Annotated in this window: 3 protein-coding genes; all 3 read right to left on the bottom strand. The window is 63.1% G+C overall.

The window, feature by feature from the left end:
* Positions 1–34: 34 nt before the first annotated feature.
* The gene (gene gcvP, locus ACR0C9_RS21800) at positions 35–2890 is read right to left on the bottom strand and encodes an aminomethyl-transferring glycine dehydrogenase (protein WP_480782052.1); all 2856 of its coding nucleotides are present in this window, start codon (positions 2888–2890) and stop codon (positions 35–37) included.
* A gap of 110 nt (positions 2891–3000) precedes the next feature.
* On the bottom strand, positions 3001–3366 hold the full coding sequence (gcvH, locus tag ACR0C9_RS21805) for a glycine cleavage system protein GcvH (RefSeq protein ID WP_170456856.1): 366 nt from the start codon (positions 3364–3366) through the stop codon (positions 3001–3003).
* Positions 3367–3384: 18 nt separating this feature from the next.
* Positions 3385–4445 (bottom strand): glycine cleavage system aminomethyltransferase GcvT (gcvT, locus tag ACR0C9_RS21810; RefSeq protein ID WP_480782053.1); only part of this gene is annotated, 1061 nt, incomplete at its 5' end.

A 4445-nucleotide genomic window follows, 5' to 3' on the forward strand; every position in this document is an offset into this window, starting at 1 on the left:
ACCCCCCGCCTTTTTGTGGCGGGGGGTTTTGTTGTTATTCAGCTGCGTCTTTGTATGCGTCCATTGGGGGGCATGTGCAGACGAGGTTTCGGTCTCCGTATGCGTTGTCGACGCGGTTGACGGGGGACCAGTATTTGTCGACGCCCATGGAGCCCGGGGGGAAGCAGGCCTGTTCGCGGCTATAGGGGCGGTCCCAGTCTCCGACCAGATCGCGCACCGTGTGGGGGGCGTTTTTCAGCGGGTTGTTGTCGGCGTCGATCTTGCCGTCGATGATGTCCTGCGCTTCCGCTCGGATCGAGAGCATGGCGTCGCAGAAGCGGTCGAGCTCGGCCATGGGTTCCGATTCCGTGGGCTCCACCATCAGGGTTCCGGCCACCGGCCAGCTCATGGTGGGGGCGTGGAAGCCTGAATCGACCAGACGTTTGGCGATGTCGTCAACGCTGACATGCGCCGCCTCGTCCAGGGGACGGGTGTCGAGGATGCATTCATGCGCCACCCGGCCTGTTTCCGAGGTGTAGAGGATCGGATAGGCCTCCTTCAGACGCGCCGCGATATAGTTGGCGTTCAGGATCGCCACTTTGGTCGCCTGCGTCAGACCGGCACCGCCCATCAGCAGCACATAGGCCCACGAGACCGGCAGAATGGACGGCGAGCCAAAGGGCGCCGCCGAGACCGGACCCACGGCGGTGCCGTATTCCGGGTGGCCGGGCAGGTGTTCGGTCAGATGCGCCTTGACGCCGATCGGACCCATGCCGGGGCCGCCGCCGCCATGGGGGACGCAGAAGGTCTTGTGCAGGTTCAGGTGGCTGACATCGCCGCCAATGTCTCCGGGACGCGACAGGCCGACCATGGCATTCATGTTGGCCCCGTCGATATAGACCTGACCGCCATGGTCATGGGTGATCTGGCAGACTTCCTGCACGGTGGTCTCAAAGACGCCATGGGTGGACGGATAGGTGATCATGCAGGCGGCCAGATGATCGGAATGCTTTTCCGCCTTGGCGCGGAAGTCATTCAGGTCGATATTGCCGTTCTCATCCGCCTGCACCGGCACAACCTGCCAGCCCACCATCTGGGCCGAGGCCGGGTTGGTGCCATGGGCCGAGGTCGGGATCAGGCAGACATTGCGCTGCCCTTCGCCACGGGCGAAGTGGTAGTTGCGGATGGTCAAGAGACCCGCATATTCGCCCTGCGCGCCCGAGTTGGGCTGTTGGCTGATCGCGTCATAGCCGGTGATCTGGCACAGCTTGTCGTTCAGATCGGCGATCATCTCGTGATAGCCCTGCGCCTGATCTTCGGGGCAGAACGGGTGCAGGTTGCCGAACTCGGGCCAGGTGACCGGGATCATCTCGATCGTGGCGTTCAGCTTCATGGTGCAGGACCCCAGCGGGATCATCGCCCGGTCCAGCGCCAGATCGCGGTCGGCCAGACGGCGCATATAGCGGGTGATCTCGGCCTCGGCCCGGTTCTGGTGGAAGATCGGGTGGGTCAGGTATTCGCTTTCCCGCAGCGCGTAATCGGGCAGGCGGTAAGCGACGTTCGAGCTGTCATCGGTGCGGTCAATGCCGAAGGCACCCCAGACGGCCTCGATGGTCTCGGGGCGGGTCTGTTCGTCCAGGCTGATGCCCACTTTTGTCTCGCCGACCTTGCGCAGGTTGACGCCGCGCGCCACGGCGGCCTCCATCACCGTTGTCTGCAGGTGGCCGACCTCAACCGTGATCGTGTCAAAGAACACTTCCGGTTCAACGGCAAAGCCCGCCTCTTCCAGACCGGCGGCCAGACGCGAGGTCTTGCGGTGCACCGATTGCGCGATGGCCTTGATGCCGTCGGGGCCGTGATAGACCGCATACATCGAGGCAATCACCGCCAGCAGCGCCTGCGCGGTGCAGACATTCGAGTTCGCCTTCTCGCGCCGAATGTGTTGCTCGCGGGTCTGCAGCGACAGCCGGTAGGCCTTGTTGCCGCGGCTGTCGATGCTGACACCGATGATCCGGCCCGGCATCGAGCGTTTCAGCTTGTCGGTGGTCGCCATGTAAGCGGCATGCGGGCCGCCATAGCCCATCGGCACGCCAAAGCGCTGGGTCGAGCCGATGGCGATATCCGCGCCCATCTCGCCGGGGGATTTCAGCAGGGCCAGCGACAGGATGTCGGCGGCGACAATGGCGATGGCTTTATGTTCGTGCAGCGCCGCGATTTCCGATGTGAAGTCGCGCACATGGCCATGGGTGCCGGGATACTGGAAGATCGCGCCAAAGACGGCGCCCGCGTCCAGCGTGTCCGGATCGGCCACCTGCACGTCGATGCCCAGAGGCTCGGCGCGGGTTTTGATCACCGCGATGGTCTGCGGGTGGCAGTTCTTGTCGACGAAGAAAGCCGCGTTATTGGCTTTCGACCGCCCGCCGCGCTTGGCCATGGCCATGGCTTCGGCCGCGGCTGTGGCTTCGTCCAGCAAGGACGCGTTGGCCACGTCCAGCCCGGTCAGGTCGCTGACCATAGTCTGGAAGTTCAGCAGCGCTTCAAGACGGCCCTGGCTGATCTCGGGCTGATAGGGCGTATAGGCGGTGTACCAGGCCGGGTTTTCCAGAATGTTGCGCAGGATCGGCGCGGGCGTGGTGGTGCCATAATAGCCCTGACCGATCAGCGAGGTCAGAACGGTGTTCTTGCTCGCCACCTCTTTCATGTGGAACAGAGCGTCGCGTTCGGTCATCGCCGGACCCCAGTCCAGCGGCTCCTTCTGCCGGATCGCAGGCGGGACGGTGGCGTCGATCAGCTCGTCCAGCGTCTTGAAGCCAATCACCTTGAGCATGTCGCGCATCTCGGTCGGGCTGGGCCCGATATGGCGGCGGTTGGCGAAGTCATAGGCTTCGTAATCGGTCAGTTTGAAGGCCATCTTTGCGCTCCTCAGGGAATGTCTCGCCCGGCCGCTGTGGCGGATGCCTCCGGCGGGGATATTTTTAGCCAGATGAAGGACGGACCCCCGCAAGGATCCGCCGTGATTTCTTAGCCGATGAAGGCTTTGTAGCCGGCTTCGTCCATCAGATCCTCAAGCTGCGACGCGTCCGCGATCTTGACCTTGTAGATCCAGGCCTCGCCCTCGGGGTCTTCGTTCAGCGCGCCGGGGTTGTCGGCCAGCGCCTCGTTGACCTCGACAATCTCGCCATCCACCGGGGCGTAGAGTTCCGAGGCCGCCTTGACGGATTCGATCACGCCGATCTCGCCGTCCTTCTCGAACTCGTCACCCACTTCCTGCTGCTCGACAAAGACCACTTCGCCCAGCTGCTCGGCGGCATGTTTGGTGATGCCCAGAGTGGCCACGTCCCCTTCGACGGTCAGCCATTCATGCTCTTCGGAATAATAGGTTGCCATGCTGTCTCTCTCCTGACTTCAACGCTTGTAATTCTGGGTGACAAAGGGCAGCGCCACGATCTGCGCCGGTTGCGCCTTGCCCCGGATGATCAGGTTCACCTTCTCTCCCGGCTCGCCGTGACCGGCGGACACGTAGCCCATCGCCACCGGGCCGCCCACCGTGGGGCCAAAGCTGCCCGAGGTGATCTGACCGATGCTGTTGCCATTGCTGCACTGGATCTCCACGCCCTGACGCGCCGGGGCGCGGCCATCGGGCTTGATGCCCACCAGCTTGCGGGCGGCACCCTCGGCCAGTTCGCGTTGGACACGCTCGGCACCCGGGAACCCGCCCTCTTCCTTGCGGCGCTTCTGGATTGCCCAGCCAAGGCTGGCCTCGATGGGTGAGGTGCTCTGATCGATGTCATTGCCATAAAGGCACAGCCCCGCCTCCAGCCGCAGGCTGTCGCGCGCGCCCAGACCGGCCGGTTCGCAATCTTCATGCGCCAGAAAGGCCTTGGTGATCTCGATCGCCTTGTCCTCGGGGATCGAGATCTCATACCCGTCCTCGCCGGTATAGCCCAGCCGCGAGATGCGGCATTCGGTGCCCATAATGTCGGCCACGGTGGTTTCCATGAACTTCAGATCCCGCGCCGCAGGGCAGAGTTCCCCCACAACATCCTCGGCCTTGGGGCCTTGCACCGCCACCAGCGCCCGGTCGAAGATCTCGGTCACGTCTACGCCTTCGAGGTTCGCCTTCATATGCGGAATGTCCTGATGCCGCAGCGCCGCGTTCACCACCACAAAGAAATGATCCCCCGCATTCGACACGATCAAATCGTCCATGATCCCGCCATCCGCGTTGGTGAAAAACCCGTACCGCGCCTTGCCCTCTTTCAAGGTCGCATAGGCCTGCGGGCAGATCGCCTCCAGCTTCTCACCCACATTCTCACCGCGCAGGATCACCTGACCCATATGAGACACATCAAACACCGCCGCCTTCTCACGACACTGCTTATGTTCCCCCATAATCCCCATCGGATACTGAACAGGCATCTCCCAGCCCGCAAAATCAACCAGCTTACCTCCCAACTCAACGTGCA

The sequence above is a fragment of the Ruegeria sp. C12 genome, assembly GCF_056537745.1.